The organism is Dehalogenimonas sp. 4OHTPN, from assembly GCF_040448695.1.
Taxonomy (GTDB): Bacteria; Chloroflexota; Dehalococcoidia; order Dehalococcoidales; family Dehalococcoidaceae; genus Dehalogenimonas.
The window spans coordinates 1,579,743-1,592,970 of the sequence record NZ_CP159307.1 but is presented as its reverse complement, the minus strand read 5'-3'; the positions used below and the strand labels follow the sequence as shown (position 1 = coordinate 1,592,970).

At 57.8% G+C, this 13,228-nt stretch carries 17 protein-coding genes, 1 pseudogene and 1 riboswitch; of the genes and pseudogenes, 10 read left to right on the top strand and 8 right to left on the bottom strand.

What is annotated here, in order from left to right:
- Positions 1-84 precede the first annotated feature (84 nt).
- Together thiE and ABV300_RS08250 are read right to left on the bottom strand one after the other, a co-directional pair.
- Positions 85-741 carry a thiamine phosphate synthase gene (gene thiE / locus ABV300_RS08255; RefSeq protein WP_353714377.1) on the bottom strand — a complete coding sequence of 219 codons (657 nt, stop codon included), beginning with the start codon at positions 739-741 and terminating at the stop codon, positions 85-87.
- Positions 713-1,774, bottom strand: a complete 1,062-nt coding sequence (locus ABV300_RS08250) for an AIR synthase family protein (protein WP_353714376.1) — start codon at positions 1,772-1,774, stop codon at positions 713-715. The genes thiE and ABV300_RS08250 overlap by 29 nt, the downstream gene beginning before the upstream one ends.
- 54 nt (positions 1,775-1,828) lie before the next feature.
- Positions 1,829-1,935, bottom strand: a riboswitch (TPP riboswitch).
- Between the two features lie 194 nt (positions 1,936-2,129).
- On the opposite strand from ABV300_RS08250, the gene ABV300_RS08245 reads away from it, so the two are divergent.
- The 3 genes from ABV300_RS08245 (at position 2,130) to ABV300_RS08235 (ending at position 3,187) form a co-directional block, all read left to right on the top strand.
- Entirely contained in the window at positions 2,130-2,399 is a 270-nt protein-coding gene (locus tag ABV300_RS08245; RefSeq protein ID WP_353714375.1) for a YtxH domain-containing protein, read from the top strand.
- 30 nt (positions 2,400-2,429) lie between these two features.
- Positions 2,430-2,750: a YtxH domain-containing protein gene (locus tag ABV300_RS08240; RefSeq protein ID WP_058439175.1), complete on the top strand. Its 321-nt coding sequence runs from the start codon at positions 2,430-2,432 to the stop codon at positions 2,748-2,750.
- A 74-nt stretch (positions 2,751-2,824) separates the two neighbouring features.
- Positions 2,825-3,187 (top strand): nitrous oxide-stimulated promoter family protein, encoded by a 363-nt coding sequence (locus ABV300_RS08235; RefSeq protein WP_353714374.1) that lies wholly within the window; start codon positions 2,825-2,827, stop codon positions 3,185-3,187.
- Here the strand turns inward: ABV300_RS08235 and ABV300_RS08230 are convergent.
- The 5 genes and pseudogenes from ABV300_RS08230 to iorA all read right to left on the bottom strand — a co-directional run bounded on the left by ABV300_RS08230 (position 3,184) and on the right by iorA (position 6,726).
- Entirely contained in the window at positions 3,184-3,711 is a 528-nt protein-coding gene (locus tag ABV300_RS08230; protein ID WP_353714373.1) for a GNAT family N-acetyltransferase, read from the bottom strand. The two genes, ABV300_RS08235 and ABV300_RS08230, sit on opposite strands and share 4 nt — an antisense overlap.
- A gap of 32 nt (positions 3,712-3,743) precedes the next feature.
- On the bottom strand, positions 3,744-4,082 hold the full coding sequence (locus ABV300_RS08225) for a PDZ domain-containing protein (protein WP_353715388.1): 339 nt from the start codon (positions 4,080-4,082) through the stop codon (positions 3,744-3,746).
- 9 nt (positions 4,083-4,091) lie between these two features.
- Positions 4,092-4,220 (bottom strand): annotated as a pseudogene (locus ABV300_RS08220) (glutaredoxin domain-containing protein); the annotation flags it as partial.
- A gap of 119 nt (positions 4,221-4,339) precedes the next feature.
- Entirely contained in the window at positions 4,340-4,927 is a 588-nt protein-coding gene (locus ABV300_RS08215; protein ID WP_353714372.1) for an indolepyruvate oxidoreductase subunit beta, read from the bottom strand.
- On the bottom strand, positions 4,924-6,726 hold the full coding sequence (iorA, locus tag ABV300_RS08210) for an indolepyruvate ferredoxin oxidoreductase subunit alpha (RefSeq protein ID WP_353714371.1): 1,803 nt from the start codon (positions 6,724-6,726) through the stop codon (positions 4,924-4,926). Before iorA ends, ABV300_RS08215 begins: the two co-directional genes overlap by 4 nt.
- Positions 6,727-6,851: 125 nt before the next feature.
- Between iorA and ABV300_RS08205 the strand changes: the two genes are divergently transcribed.
- From ABV300_RS08205 to ABV300_RS08185, 5 genes are all read left to right on the top strand, one after another.
- Entirely contained in the window at positions 6,852-7,529 is a 678-nt protein-coding gene (locus tag ABV300_RS08205) for a molybdenum cofactor guanylyltransferase (RefSeq protein WP_353714370.1), read from the top strand.
- Positions 7,526-8,254, top strand: a complete 729-nt coding sequence (locus tag ABV300_RS08200) for a DUF362 domain-containing protein (protein WP_058439181.1) — start codon at positions 7,526-7,528, stop codon at positions 8,252-8,254. The genes ABV300_RS08205 and ABV300_RS08200 overlap by 4 nt, the downstream gene beginning before the upstream one ends.
- Positions 8,255-8,470: 216 nt before the next feature.
- Entirely contained in the window at positions 8,471-9,010 is a 540-nt protein-coding gene (locus ABV300_RS08195; RefSeq protein ID WP_353714369.1) for an ECF subfamily RNA polymerase sigma factor, BldN family, read from the top strand.
- Entirely contained in the window at positions 9,007-9,861 is an 855-nt protein-coding gene (locus tag ABV300_RS08190) for a DUF5667 domain-containing protein (protein ID WP_353714368.1), read from the top strand. Before ABV300_RS08195 ends, ABV300_RS08190 begins: the two co-directional genes overlap by 4 nt.
- Positions 9,862-10,036: 175 nt before the next feature.
- Entirely contained in the window at positions 10,037-11,170 is a 1,134-nt protein-coding gene (locus tag ABV300_RS08185; protein ID WP_353714367.1) for a hypothetical protein, read from the top strand.
- On the opposite strand, the gene ABV300_RS08180 is transcribed toward ABV300_RS08185, so the two are convergent.
- Complete coding sequence (locus ABV300_RS08180; RefSeq protein ID WP_353714366.1) at positions 11,164-12,153, bottom strand: tagatose 1,6-diphosphate aldolase; 990 nt, start codon at positions 12,151-12,153, stop codon at positions 11,164-11,166. The two genes, ABV300_RS08185 and ABV300_RS08180, sit on opposite strands and share 7 nt — an antisense overlap.
- 147 nt (positions 12,154-12,300) lie before the next feature.
- Between ABV300_RS08180 and ABV300_RS08175 the strand changes: the two genes are divergently transcribed.
- On the top strand, positions 12,301-12,546 hold the full coding sequence (locus ABV300_RS08175; RefSeq protein ID WP_353714365.1) for a helix-turn-helix domain-containing protein: 246 nt from the start codon (positions 12,301-12,303) through the stop codon (positions 12,544-12,546).
- A complete protein-coding gene (locus tag ABV300_RS08170) occupies positions 12,539-13,228 on the top strand; it encodes a response regulator transcription factor (RefSeq protein WP_353714364.1) in 690 nt (229 codons plus the stop codon). The genes ABV300_RS08175 and ABV300_RS08170 overlap by 8 nt, the downstream gene beginning before the upstream one ends.

Genomic DNA, 13,228 nt, shown 5'->3' with positions numbered 1-13,228 from the left:
AGGCGGCGCTATCCCCAGAACAACCGCCGCCACCGGTGCCAGACAACTGCTCCGGCGTCGGCCTTGCTCGGCACTCGGAGAAGGTTATCCACGGGCTTTACCGATTGCTGACCTGATCTCCAGGACCCTTTGACCTATATCTTCCGCGCCGATCAAGCCCGAAATCATCGCCAGGGTGACTCGACCTCGGGCAGTCACTTCGGCTGCGTTCTCTACGCCGATGCCGCCGATAGCGACGACTGGCACCTTTGACCTAATAAGAGAATAATCCAGTAGCTCAAGATTACCCGGCTGTGACGCATCAGGCTTGGTCGTCCTGGCTTCGAAGATGGGCCCGACACCTAGATAGTCAACTTCCGTTTGGTTGACCGCCGCGTCCACTTGTGAAACGGTTGATACCGACAGGCCGATGAGCATTTGCCGGCCGACAATGATGCGCGCCGTCTTCGGGACGAGGTCATCCTGGCCGAGATGCAGGCCGTCAGCTTCGACCGACCTGGCCAGAATAGCGTCGTCGTTGACGATAAAGCACGCCCCGTGTTGCCGGCAGAGATCGCGGATGGCACGGCATTCGCTGTAATTCTGCGCCGGAGGGTGGTCCTTCTCCCGGTATTGGATGATTTTGACTCCGGCTTCGAGTAACAGCCGGGCCGTCTCTACATTGCCGCGGCCGCGGCAATGTGCGCTTGAAAGGACAGCGTAAATATCGGTTTCAGGCAGCCTGTTTCTTGGCAGCATCATAAAAAGCCCGCCAGAAAGGATCGACGATGGGATGTTTGAGCGGCTTCTCAATACCATCTTCGGCAAGGATCATGCCGTATTCGGGATCAGTCAACTCCCCGGCGATTGATGACTTTATACCTCTGGCACTCAAAGCATTCACCACGGCAGCCGCCCGGTGCGGACGGCAGGTAATAATGAGGCTGCCTTCAGAAATAGCAGCGTAAGGGTCATCAATGCCGAACATACGGCAGATCTCGGGCACGCCATCCTCGATAACTATCTTTTCCTTTTCGATTCGGGCGCCGCATCCGGCAGCCTGGGCCACCTCATATAACCCGCCCCAGAGGCCGCATTCGGTGGCATCATGCATCGAGCTGACGCCGGCGTCCCGAACTCCGACAGTGACAGACGTAAGGGCATCTTCCACCACGGACATCTGGAAGAACAGGCTTTCAGCGCGGCGGGCGAAAGTTACGCCGTACCTTTGGGCGATGAGGTCAGGGAACATGGCGGCAAAAATGCCGCAGGCCTCGATCGCCGGACCTTTGGTGATGATGATCCTATCTCCCGGCCGGGCGAATCTCGGTGAGACGTACTCATCCAACCCGCCGACGCCCACCATCGTCGCTCCCCCGACCATAGGGTAAGCGCAGCCGTCATATCGGGCAGTGTGGCCGGTGATGATGTTGATGCCCATTTTTTCGCATTCCCTGTGCATCACATCCCACATCGTAGCCAATTCTTCTTTGGTCATGCTCATCGGTAGGTTGAGGTCGATGGACAGGTACTTCGGTCTTAATCCGGATGTCACCGAGTCCGAAGCGATGATGTGTATGGCAAACCAGGCCGCCCGTTTAAAACCGTATTGTGGGACGATGAAGACCGGATCGGTGGTGAAAGATACCGCCTGGCCGCCGATTTCGGTGATGCCGACATCGACCCCGTGTTGCGGACCGACCAGTACTTTGTCGCTTTTGGCGCCCAGTCTGGGAAAGATGATCTCCCGGAATATTTCAGGCGAGATCTTGCCTATTTCAGGTAATTCGGTCATCTGGTTCCCCTAACGTTCTTGATTAAAGAAAGAAAAAACCAGAAGACTAGCTTCTGGTGGAGTGTGGTACTTCCCTGCGCTCGAATTACCGAGACCAGGTTCCAAGGGTCTTCCCGGTATTGCCGGGAACTCTCAGCCTTTCAGCTCCCCCAGTAACGATATTGATTTGCTGTCATGATAACAATTACATAAGCCAGGGGCAAATCCACTTCGGTAAAAAAATAGGTACCGGCTTTTATCGAAACAAGTATTTTTACGGATTGTTCAAATTTGTGGATGGAGTATCTTTATAAAAGAACCAGTTGTGCTATCCTTATACCGGTGACAAACGATGTATAATAATAGAGGAGTGAATATGGAACGCGGAACGGATCTTGGATTGGTTGCCGGACTCCTTTTTGGGGCGGCTATAGGCATCAGTCTGGGGTTGTTGTATGCACCCAGGCCTGGAAGAGAAACGAGGGAACTGCTGCGCCTGCAGGCTGACCAGTTCAAGTGCCGATCCGAAGCGCTCGGCGGAGATTTGAAACTGACGGCCGAACAGTTCGGCAGCGTTGTTCGTGAACAGGCTAGGGAAGTAGTGCATGTCTTGAAGGGCAACGGCGCGGGGAAAATTGAGGCTTAAACCAGGCCTAATTTACATAAGGAGGATAATATGGAAAAGGGAACGTTGAACGGACTGGTGGTGGGGATGGTAGTCGGAGCCGCCATCGGCGCCGGGCTGGGGCTTCTATACGCCCCTCAATCGGGGCGAAAAACCAGGCGTGATATTCAAAAGCAGGTTGAAGACATTAAAGAAAAAGCTGAGGATCTGGGGCAGAACGTGAAAGGGCGGGCAGAGGAATTAAGCCATACGGTCAAGGACCGAACCGGCGATTTCACCCACTCGCTCAAAAAGCGGGCTGAGGACGCCGGGACAGCCTTTACCGAGACCGCGGAGAAGTATCGCCGGAAGATGATGGACTCCATCACCTGAACTGATTCTTGTGATACTCGCAGCGGTGCAGTCACTGACTGCACCGCTGCGCTGTTCGTTATAGATTGACGTCAATGCAGAAAAATATCCCGTTTGATCGTTCCCGCCCCCGCCTGAAGCGCGAAGCCCTGACCGTCCGGACGATGATCTCGATGCACTGCCGGGATCGGCATCCTGGTAGTGGTCTCTGCGTTGAATGCCGTGACCTGGAAAAATATGCCCTTGATAGACTCCGCCATTGCCCGTTCGGTGAAGAGAAGACGGTTTGTTCCCTGTGCCCGGTCCATTGCTACAAGCCGGTAATGCGGCAAAAGGTGCGCGAGGTGATGCGCTACGCCGGACCGCGGATGATGACCCGCCACCCGCTCATGGCCGTTTCTCACTTGCTCGACAAAAGGCGCAAGGAACCGTTAAAGACCCTGAATGTTGACGCTTAGACCGGCACTCGCCGGGCAGACCATTCTCCCCGCTCGATCTTGAAAATGTGCTCTTGATTGACGCTTTTGCCGGCTGGCTTTAAGCCGAGCCTTTTTGCCAGTTTGAGCGATGGCGTGTTGCCGGGGTCAATGGTACAGAATACACAGCGCCGGTTCGGCGGTCTGAAAAGCCAGCTGATTACCTCGGTTACGGCTTCGGCGGCATAACCTCGCCCCTGAAAAGACGGAGTCAGGGTGCAGCCCAACTCGGCTTCGCCCCCGGGCAGAAAATGGACACCGATATCGCCGATCAGTACCTGTCTCTCGCGGTGGAATATGCCCAGCTGAAACCAGGTACCGGGAATATCTGGCCCGCCGGCTGTACCGGCGATAAATGCGGCGGCATCGGCGACGGCGGCTGGGCGAAAAGATTGGAAGCGGCAGACCTCGGGCAGCGACCGATAGGCGAACACCGCCCCGGCGTCATCGATTGTCAGGCGTTTTAGCCTGAGCCGGGTGGTTTTGATGATAAGCTCGGCTGTCACCGGGCTATTGTATCAAAGCTCCAATTGCCCGGCTAGAGCATCCCCTCTGCCTGGCGCGGCGAGCCGTCCCGGACGAAGGTGATGCGGATGCGGGCGCCCTTTTCCAGCCCGGACAGAGCCCGGTCGAGGTCTGCCGCGCTGGATATTGCCGCAGTGTCGATGCGGGTGATGATGTCACCGGGTTTCAAACCAGCAGCGGCGGCTGGCAAACCGGGTTTGACCGCCCCGATATATGCACCGGAAACGGCCGGCAAGCCGAGGGAGGCAGTGATCTTGCGGGCATCGGCCACCGAGGCTCCGAATGGAGGAGCGGCGGCGGTGCGGGCTTGGGCCAAGTAGCGCTCCAGTTGCTCCGGGTCGAAACCGACCACCAGATTGCCGTCGATGTCGGTCACCGGCACTGCCAAACGTCCGGTGCGCCGGGCTAGATCCTGGGCAGCGGCGGCGTCACGGGAAACGTCAATTTCGGTAAAGGGGATGCCCCGTTGTGAAAGGAACCCTTTCACAGTATGGCAATGGGGTCAGGTTTGGGTGGTGTAGACAGTTACCTTCATCGCCAGCTCACCTCTATATCAGTATAAACCCGGAATCCCGCGGATCAAAAAGTCGTCTGCCCCTCCGAGTATGATCATTTGAGATACATGCTGCGGCCGGTTTCAAAAGCAACCAGATTGGGTTGCCGCAGCTTCGGCGGCAGCCCCGCTTCGAGGGTTGAAGCCAGCCTCTCGGCGCCGATGGGGAGGAAATTCGACGCATAGCCCAGGAGTACTGTGTTGACCATCTTGGCGTTGCCCAGGCGGGACGCTGTGGCTGTGCCGGGCACCAGGTGTACTTCCGGGGTGAACCGCTTCAGCGCCGTGACGATCTCGGCGTCGCAGGGGTAAACATCGCTGCCCAGAGTGACCGACAGCGGCGGCATAGCCAGGTCGTTGACCACGGCCGCGCCATCGGTTTTCAGGAAGTGGCCCCAGCGGATTGCCTCCAGTTTCTCGAAGGCGATCAGTAAATCGGCCTCGCCTGCGGCAATGAGAGGCGAGGCGACCTGTTCGCCGAATCGCAGGTGGGAAACTACCGAACCGCCCCGCTGGGCCATTCCCAGGGTGTCGGTCTTTTTGACATCATAGCCGGCCGATAGAGCCGCTTCGGCCAGCAGGTTTGATGCCAGCACTACCCCCTGGCCGCCTACGCCGACGATGAGGATATTCTGGGTCTTCACACCGCCTCCCCGATGCTCTCGGAAATGGCCTCTTTCGGGCAGACTTGTTGACATAACGCGCAATATCCGCCGACGCAGGCACCGGAGTCAATGATGATGCCGTCGCTTTCGCTCTTCTTGATGGCTGAGCAGCCGATTAACAGGCAGGCGCCGCAGTTGTCGCATTTTTCGGTATTGATTATTCGCGGCCGGCTGCGCTTCCGGGTCAGTGTCGGGCAGTCGCCGCGGACGATGATCACCTCTAGTTCGGAGGAGGCCATAGCCCGGCGCAGTTCAGCGCGCACCGCCTTCAGGTCGAAGGCATCGACCACTGAAGCGTTCCGAACCCCGGCGCCGCGCACCAATTCCTCGATGATCACCCGCGCCGCCGGCTGCCTGGTGGCGGCCAAGCCGCTGCCGGGGTGTCCCTGATGACCGGTCATGGCGGTGGTGCCGTTATCGAGTATCAGGACGCAAATTTTAGCCTGGTTATAGACGGCGTTTAGAAGGCTGTTGATACCTGAGTGCATGAAGGTGGAGTCGCCGATGACCGCCAGCGGTTTTTCGGCGGCGCCGGCCTTGGCCATGCCTGCCGCCTGGGAGATGCCGGCGCCCATACAGCCGCAGGTGTCGATAACGCCTAAAGGCTGGTAGGCTCCCAGTGTGTAGCAGCCGATATCGCCGCAGATAGTCAGCTTTGGCGGCCGCGGTTTCTTGCCGGGCAGCGTCGAACGGTGACCCAAACTCGATAGCGTGAAAAAGACTCCGGAGTGGGGACATCCGGGACAGAGCAGCGGCGGCCGCCTGGCCAGTCCGGCCGCCGGCCAACTTTTTGCCGGGGTGTTGTCGATTATGCCGGCTTTAACGGCGCTGTCGCGGATGATATCAGGGGAGAACTCGCCGGTACGGGGGAAGATTTCCTTGCCAAGGGCGGTGATGCCCTGGGACCGCAGGTATTGTTCAATGAAATCTTCGACTTCTTCGATGACCAGCACTTTTTTGACCCGCCCGGCGAAGTCGCGTATCAGCTTGTCTGGCAGGGGGTGGGTCAAACCCAGCTTCAGGAATGAAGCATTTGGGAAGACCTCCCGGGCATACTGGAAGCCTATGCCGGAGGCGACGATACCCAATTCGGCAGAGCCTTCGACAGCCCGATTCAGTGGAGATTTCTCGGCATAGATGGTCAGTTTCTCCATTCGCTCCAGGACTTTACGCCAGCGTTCTCGGGCGGCGCCCGGCAGCATGACCAGCTTACCCGGCTCGTGGCTGAACTGCGGTGTCCTTTCAAGTTCCAGTTTTGGCGACGGCATGACCACGCTTTTACTGTGGCAGACGCGAGTCGTCGGTCGCAGCAGCACCGGGGTGTCGAACTCTTCGGAGAGCTGGAAGGCAGACCGGGCGAAATCATAAGCCTCCTGGGAGTCCGATGGCTCCAGGCAGGGGACCTTGCCCAGCCGCGCGTAGTTTCGGGAGTCCTGCTCGTTTTGGGAGGAGTGAATGCCCGGGTCGTCGGCAGCCACAATCACTAGTCCTCCGCGGACACCCGTAGTTGAGGCCGCCATGAACGCATCGGCGGCCACGTTCAGGCCGACGTGCTTCATACAGGCCATAGCTCGCACCCCGGTGTAGCAAGCCCCCAGCGCCACCTCCACCGCCACCGCCTCGTTGGACGACCATTCGGCATAAATGCCGGGGAACTTGGCGATGGCTTCGAGGATCTCCGTGGAAGGAGTACCGGGATAGGCGGCGGCCAGTTTCAAACCGGCGTGACAGGCGCCCAGAGCGATGGCTTCATTTCCGGATAACAGCAGGCGTTCCAAAAGCACCTCGCCGACAGGAATAATTCAGGATAGATTACCAGTTGTTCAAAGTCAAACAGAGGGCGGCTATTGACTGTTATGTTAAAATTAATGTATAGGAGGGGCTGAACTAAGCCTACGCAGTTTTGGAATTAAGTTGCATCGTTCTGGCCGGGGGCCGCGGCTTGCGGTTCGGCCGTAACAAAGCGCTTGAGACGCTCGACCACCAAACCCTGATCCATCGAACAGTCTCGAGCCTTTCTATTTTAGGCACGGAAATCGTCGTCGTCACCGGTCCGCATAATACGGAATTGGGACTCGATACAGTGGAGCGCGTCCGGATCGTCCTTGATGCCTGGCCCGGGCGCGGGCCGCTGGTAGGTATCTACAGCGGACTGCTTAACTCGCGTTCCGAAATGAACCTGGCGGTGGCCTGCGATATGCCGTTCCTGAACCTGGGGCTGTTGCGTTATATGGCAGCGGCGTCCTCGGGCTACGACGCTGTCGTGCCGCGTTTGGGTAAAGGTATTGAGCCGCTCCATTCCATTTATAGCTGCCGTTGCCTGCCCAAGATCCGGGCCATGCTCGACGAAGGAGTTTACAGCGTCAGCGAACTGCTCCGCCGTGTCAGCGTCCGCTACATTGAAGCAGATGAAATTGACCGGTTTGATCCGGAACGGCTGTCTTTTTTTAATATCAATACCGAAGCCGATATGAAACGCGCCCGCGAACTTGTCCGGCAAGGGGCGGAAAATAAGCTAGCCACAGGGCCCGCAACCTGGTCGCCTGGTTTTGAAGTTCGGATGAAAGGGTTCCCGATTTGATTTACAGCGCATCCCAATTCACTTTCAAGGCTCCTGAAGCGATTTCCCGAGCCCGCCGCGTCCTGATTAAGCCTTCGGCCCATTTCGCGGCGGGGTACCCGGTCACCACCAGCCGGGATATGATCACCAGGATCATCAAGGGCATCCGCTGGATTTCGGACGCCGATATCATCATTCTTGACGGAACCCCCGGCGGCGAACCGGTCAAGCCTGTTTTCCAGTCCCTGGGTTATGATTTCCCGAGAGTGTTGACTTTGGACGTGAAGGATTCCACCTGGGTGGAGGTGGATAATCCGCTGCCAAAGCCGTTTATCGTACCGACCTTCTGGATACCCAACATAATTCTGTCGTCTGACTATCTAATTTCGGTTACGCCGCTGAAAGTGGTCAAGGGGCAAGGGCATTTCACCATCGCCAATCTTATGTCGCTGCTGCCGATAGTAAAATACGGCGGCGGCAAGGACGGCTGGAAGAACCTCCACGCGATGGGGTTGGATAAGGTGCTGGCGGATTTATATTTCACTCTACCCTTCGACATGGGGATCGTCGAAGCCCGTCAGAAGTTCATCACCGACGAGGACCCGCTGCATGGTACCGCTGAGGAGGTAGGCAAGATCTATATGGGCAAGCCTTTCGATGTTGACCTGGAGATCTCCGAGACCATGGGCATCAAAGCCGACTACCTGGAGAATATCAAGCTCGGCCGCCAGGAGATCGAGATCTAAGAGTTTTCTCCGCCCACCCGTTTTCCGCAGGGCTGACCCTCGTCACCATCCTGTCATTGTTTCAATGCGGCAAACCGCCATCATTTCGTTAGTTTTTGTCACCGTCCGGTGCTATCCCCGGCACAGCCCTTTCGTTATAATTATTGCACCGACCAAAAACCGGACAGTGTCGGTAAACTCTCGACACTCCGATGCCGACAAGGGGGTTTTTCCAAGGTGCAGGATGAGCAAAGTCTAATAGCGCGGGCTCAGGCGCGTGACGCGGAGGCTTTCGGCCGTTTATATGGGGCCTACTTCGACAGGATCTATCGCTATGTGGCGCTCAAAATCGGCAGCCGCTCCGAAGCGGAAGACCTTACGCAGCAGGTGTTCATGAACGCTCTGGAATCGATTACATCCTATAAAGTGCGCGAGGTACCCTTCTCCGCCTGGCTTTACCGCATCGCTCACAACCAGGTGGTGGACTGCCTGAGGAAAAGGTCTCGTCGGCCGACGCTGGAACTGGATGAATCGCTGCCGCTGCCCTCGGAGGAGGACATCGCTGCCGAGACCGAACTGAAGCTGGAAACCAGGGAATTGATAGAGGCTTTGAAAAAACTGACGCCGTCTCAGCAGGAAGTGATAACCCTGCGCTTCGGCGCCGAGATGCCGATAACCGAGGTGGCCCGCCTATTGGGCAAAACGGAGGGCGCGGTGAAGGCCATGCAGCACAGCGCCGTGGCCGCCCTGCGCCGGATTATGTGTGAACCGATATGAAACAGAACATTGGCATAGACCAGATTTTCAACGACTGCCTGGAGGAAGTGGCCAGCGGCCGAGCCACCGTGGCCAGCTGCCTGGAAAGATATCCGGAGTATGCCGCTGAACTGGAAAGCCTGCTGTTGACTTCGCTGGATATTTCCAGGGCTGCCGCCGTAGCTCCGCCGGCCGGCGCCAGAATGCGAATCCGGTACGCTCTGAACGAACGTATGGCTGAATTGTCCCGCCGTCAGGCCAAGCCTTTCTGGCGCTTCGGGTGGGCCAATGCTGTCGCCACTTTCGTAATGGGGCTGACGCTGGCCGGCGGGGGTGTTGCCTATGCCGCCTCCGGGGCGATGCCGGACCAGGTCCTTTATCCGTTGAAATTGTCTCTCGAAGAGGCGCTGGTCAGCCTTCCCATCCCGTCCGGCGCCAAGTTGGATTTGTATACCGCTCTGAATGACCGGCGCGTGGCAGAAATCGTATACCTCGCCGGCAAAGGCGATGCCCAAACTATTATTGAAGTTGTTAGCCGCATCGAAAACAACTTCACCGCCGCTGCCGCAATCAAAACCGGCAGCACTGACTCGGGGATGCTCACCATGCCGTCTTTCGGACCTGAAAAATCTCAGGACGCGACTATTGCCGGGAGTCCTGAACCGCCGAATGTTGTCCAACCCCCCGGAGCTTCCGTACCGGTTACCGCGCGTTCTTCGCAGGATGCGTCCCTTGCCGATTATGCCAATCAGCAGCTTGACACCCTGTCCAACACCCCGGCCGGCGGTTCCGCCGCCGTTCAGGCGGCTCTGGAGAAGGCTATCGCTGCGGTCCGCAACGGCTACGACTGGCTGCTGTCGATAGAAGATTGATCCCATACCGCCTAAGAATCCCTGAGCCACCCCGTTCTATTTGATTTCCGCTTCATCGCTTCACTAATAGTCAACTCCAGGAACCATCCTGGAGAAGCTACCGATTGACACTGCCCCCTTATCGCCATATACTTTCGCTGGGGGAAGCCCTCATAAACCCGCTAGGGGGACCATTTTGGATCAGAGCCGCGATGACAATCCCAGCCTTCCGCCAAGTGAAATAACCGATGAAAACGCGGTCCGCCGTGAGTCCACGGAATTAAAGGCGGAAATCCGCACCGCTGCCCAGGCGGCTGCCCGGGAGCAAAAGGAACTGCTTCGCCGGCAGGCTAAGGAAGAAGAGAACGCCCGCCGCCGCGCTGAGGCTGAGGCTGCGGCAAACCGGTTGCGGGAGCAGGAGCAGGCGCGTATAGCCGAACGAGAACGCCGCGATGCTGAAGCCCGGGCCAGGCGAGAGGCCGCCGAGAAGGCCAGGGAGGAAGAAGCCGCCAGAATCAGAGCCGAGCGTGAAGCCAGGCATCAGGCGGAAGTTGAAAAACAGCAGCGCCGCGAGGCTGAGAAGCAAGCCCGGGAAGAAGCTAAAGCAAGTGAGCGCCAGGCTTTTCTTCAGGCTGAAGCGGAGAAGCAGGCTCGTTTGGAAACTGAAGCCAAAGCCCGCGCTGATGCCGAAGCGCAGCGCAAAGCCGAAGCTGAGGCGAAAAAACTGGCGGAACGTGAAGCCAAACAAAGGGCTGAGCTTGAAGCCCGCCAGCGCCGCGAGGCTGAAGCTCAAAGCAGGCTGGAGGCCCGCCGGAAGCTTGAGGAAGAAAAGAAGGCAGCCGAAGCCGAGAAACGGCGGCAGCAAGACGCTGACCGAATCGCCCGCCTAGAATCCGCTGCCAAAGCTAAGGAGGAAGCCGCATCCAGGGCTGCCGCCGAGGAAGAAGCCAGGCAGCAGGCACGGATGATGGCTAAAGAAAAAAAAGCCGCCCGCTTCGCAGAACAAAAGAAAACCGAGAATAAAGAAGCGGAGTTAGCCTCCGGAGAGGGCACAACGGAGTTACAATCGGATCTCGGGGAATTTTTACCGGGGGATTACACTCTTAAGTTAAGCGGCTTCAGCGCCGGCGATGTGACTGCCTTCCGCGATAATTTAACCCAGATCCCAAATGCCAGCTTGTTATTTCTCAGCGGCGGATCAGCGGGTATTGAAATCCGCATGCGGTTGGCAGAAATTTCCCGGCTGTCTGAAATCCTTGTTGAGATGACCCTGGTCGGTGGGGTTGAACGAGATGGCGATGCCGTTAAGGTCCTGCGGCGCCGTCAGTAGTTACGGTACCATTCGGCGTTGACATCGAATAATTGATCCCCAGCCAGACCTATTTTTTGGTACCATGGCTGGCCTAGCGTTTCCGCGAAAGAGCTTATTTCCATGAGTCGCCGGGCGGCGACAGTTTCCAGGAAACGCCGGCGCTCAATGCGGTTGCCAATGGCAACGGCTTCCTGCCAGAGGGCCCGCCCGGCTAGGAATCCGGAAGCCCCGGCGCGGCAGGCGAATTCAACCTGGCGCCGGAATACCTCGTAACTCGCTCCGCCTGAGAGTATCACCCAGGGTTTGCTTGCGGCGGCGTCAAGACTCCGGCAGGCGTCAGTCAATGCCTTGTCGTCGGAATTAAGGCTGATGTCGGCGGGGAATTCAGCTTTCAGGACATCTATCGGCAAGCCGGTCATCAGGCGGGCTGTCTCAACGACGATGGATGTCTTCTTCGAGGCAAATGCCGCCGCGCTTTCGCCTTGCAGCGGATAAGATACCGGTTCCACCAGGAAGGGGATATCGTGTTTCTGGCATTCCTTCGCTACTTCCGCCACCAGCTCCAACTGGTCTGCGGCTAAATCCCCGGAATCCGGTCTGAAGTAAGTCAGCATCTTGACCGCTGAGGCACCGAGCCGTTTGATTTTAGCAACCCCCCAACCGTCAAGAATACGGCTCCGGCGGGCTGTTTGATCGCCCTGATACCCGGTGGCTTCAACGCTAACCAGTAAGCCGGCGCTTTTCGGCAGGACATCGCGGCTGATCGCCTGGGCGGCGCCGAAAATAGGGTCAAGCAGAACGGCGCTGGCATGAGGGGCCAGGGCGGCGCACAGGTCCATTTTGAAATCCGCCATATCGTTGTAGCAGCCCTGGGCGGAGGCGGCGCACAGTTCGTGTTCCAGCGAGCCGCGATGGTCCATCGCGGCCATGGTGAATCTGCCGCCGGCTCCGGAGATCTGTCTTAGGCCTCTAGCTTTGCCCGGGCTCAAACTAAAGTACATGGTCTCATTATGCCCCGCCGAATGCGGAGACGCAAACATCCTGGGAAAAATAGTACTAAAGAGGTATTGTTAGGTAGTATTCGTTGAGGTACAATGCGCAATAGTACCGAATAGTGATATATAGTTAGGTAAAGAAAGGTTTAGATTATGGTGAATGCCAACCGGGCGCCGGTAACGCCTATGCTGACTACCACCGAGGTGGCCGCCATTCTGAACGTGCATATCAACACCGTTCGGCGCTGGAGCAATCAGGGCACGCTTAAAGCCTACCAGCTCGGCCCCAGGGGTGACCGCCGCTTCCGGCGCGAGGACATCGAGGAGTTTTTAGCCGGCCACAGCAACCAAAACGGTGAGGGCGAATCCCAGGAGATGAACGGAGCCGCTGATGAATAGAACTAAGGTTATGATCTGCGATGAGCAGCCTTTTTTTCGCGCCGGGGTGGCGCGGGCACTGGAAGGGCGGCCGAATCTGGAAGTACTGGAGTGCGATCCCAACCAGGATCCGCTGGAGGCGATAGAGGCGGTGCTGCCGGAGATCGTGCTCCTCGGCTCAGACCTGACCACCTCCAACGGCCTTGAACTCGGCCGGAAAATCGTCCGCTATTTCCCAAATACCCGCGTCATTATCCTGTCTCCAGATCCCAACGACACTGAATTGTTCGATGTCATCCGCACCGCCGCCGTGGCCTGCCTGAAGAAAAGCACCACTGCCGTTGAGCTGCTGGAAACTATCGACCGGGCGTCCCGGGGTGAATATCCCATTAACGAACTGCTGACCACCAGGCCGACGATCGCCGAGCAGGTGTTGAGGCAGTTCCAGGAACTGAATGAGATTGACGCCGGGCTCGACGTTGTCGCCCCGCTGACTCAGCGCGAGCGCCAGATACTTATCCATGTCACCGAAGGCCATACCAATAAACAGATCGCCGCGGCTCTCAAAATATCGGAGCAGACCATCAAAAACCATATTTCAGCCATTCTGCGCAAGTTGAACGCCAACGACCGGGCTCACGCCGCCGTCCTGGCTATCCGCCGCGGCTACATTCCGCTGGGCAGAGAGCCGGCGGCAGGATGA